The organism is Xanthobacter sp. BG11Y11_SDJG, from assembly GCF_057364445.1.
Map to the genome: position 1 here is coordinate 1 of NZ_JBNFNU010000593.1, position 1,780 is coordinate 1,780.

The 1,780-nt window shown below is 73.9% G+C and carries 1 tRNA gene and 1 pseudogene; both read left to right on the forward strand.

The features are described 5' to 3' along the window. Window positions 1-79 precede the first annotated feature (79 nt). Window positions 80-1,372: pseudogene (locus AC2W7M_RS24775) on the forward strand (SelB domain-containing protein); the annotation flags it as partial. Between the two features lie 132 nt (window positions 1,373-1,504). Further along, a tRNA-Sec gene (locus AC2W7M_RS24780) sits at window positions 1,505-1,600 on the forward strand. Window positions 1,601-1,780 lie beyond the last annotated feature (180 nt).

The following is a 1,780-nucleotide window of genomic DNA, read 5'->3' on the forward strand; positions in this document are numbered from 1 at the left end:
CCTGGGCCGCCGGGCGGATGAAGGCCGCTTCCGGCTCGCGGTGGACCGCTCCTTCACCTTGTCCGGCGCCGGCACGGTGGTGACCGGAACCGTGCTTTCGGGCCGGGTGAAGGTGGGCGACCGCGTCACGGTCAGCCCCTCCGGCCTCGCCGCGCGCGTGCGCTCGATCCGCGCCCAGGACCGCACGGCGCAGGAAGGGCGCGCGGGCGACCGCTGCGGCCTCAACCTCGCCGGCGACGGCATCACCAAGGAGGCGATCCAGCGCGGCGACGTGGTGCTCGATCCCGCGCTCCACGCGCCCACCGACCATGTGGACGCGAGCCTGAAGGTGCTCGCGAGCGAGCCCAAGGCGATCGGCCAGTGGTTTCCGGTCCGCCTTCACCATGGCTCCCAGGAGGTGGGCGCCCGCGTCGTCCTGCTTGGCGACCCGATCGCTCCGGGCGGATGCGGCCGGGTGCAGCTGGTGCTGGAGGCGCCGATCTCCGCCGCGGTGGGCGACCGCTTCGTGATCCGCGACACCTCGGCCCAGCGCACGGTGGGCGGCGGAACCTTCCTCGATCTGCGCGGGCCCGCCCGCAAGCGCCGCACCCCCGAGCGCCTCGCCCAGCTGGACGCCTTGGCCCTGGCCGAGCCCGAGGCCGCCCTCGGCGCGCTGCTGGAGATCGCGCCGTTCCAGACCGACCTCCCCGCCTTCGCCCGCGATCACGCTCTGTCGGAGGCGCAGACCGAGGCCATGGCGGCCACGCTCGATCTGGTGCGCATTCCGGCCGGCGAGAGCGTGGTGGCGCTGTCGCCCGCCCGCTTCGCCGCCTTCCACGACCAGTTGCTGGCTGCCCTCGACGATTTCCACACCCAGAACCCGGACCTGCCGGGCATCGGCCGCGAGCGCCTGCGGCTCGCCTTGGTGCCGCGCCTGCCCGCGCCCGCCTTCCTCTCGGCGCTCCAGATGCTCTCGCGCGCGGACGTGCGCCTGGAAGGCGCATGGGTGCGCCGGGCGAGCTTCGAGGTGCGCCTTTCGCCGCGGGACGAGGTGCTGTGGGCGCGAATCGCCCCCCTGATCTCGGCCGAGGAGCGCTTCCGGCCGCCGCGGGTGCGCGACATTGCCGGGCTGCTGCCGGAGCCCGAGCCGGAGGTGCGCCGGCTCCTCAAGCTGCTGGGCCGCATGGGCCGGCTCGACGAGGTGGCGCACGACCACTTCTTCCTGCGCAGCACGGTGGCCGAAATGGTCGCCATCGTGCGCGACCTCTCCGCCGGCCTGCCGAAGGGCGAGTTCACCGCCGCCCAGTTCCGCGACCAGGTCTCCAACGGCCGGAAGGTGGCGATCCAGATCCTCGAATTCTTCGACCGCCACGGCGTCACGTTGCGCCGCGGCGACCTGCGCCGGGTGAACCCGCACCGACTGGACCTCTTCGCCGCGCCAGTGGAAGATGCGCCGGCTGAGGGTCCGCGCCATACCCAATCCGCGACCCCCTCCCCCGCTGCCGCAGCGGGCGGGGCGCCGCGAGGAAGAGAAGCGTCCCTGGTGGGGCGTCCGGACTTCAAATCCGGGAGGGGCCGCGAGCCGGTCCTTGGTGGGTTCGACTCCCACTCTCTTCCGCCAGCCCTCCGGAACCGACGATGAGCCTCCTTTCCGCCTTCCTGACCGATCTCGACGCCGCCCGCACGGCCGCCGACGTGGCCGAGACGCGCTATCGCGCCGAGGCCGCCGCCCAGTCGCAGGCGCTGGCCACGGCCCGCGCCCACGCCTATCGCCGCGCCGATCTCATGGCCTCCCTCGGCC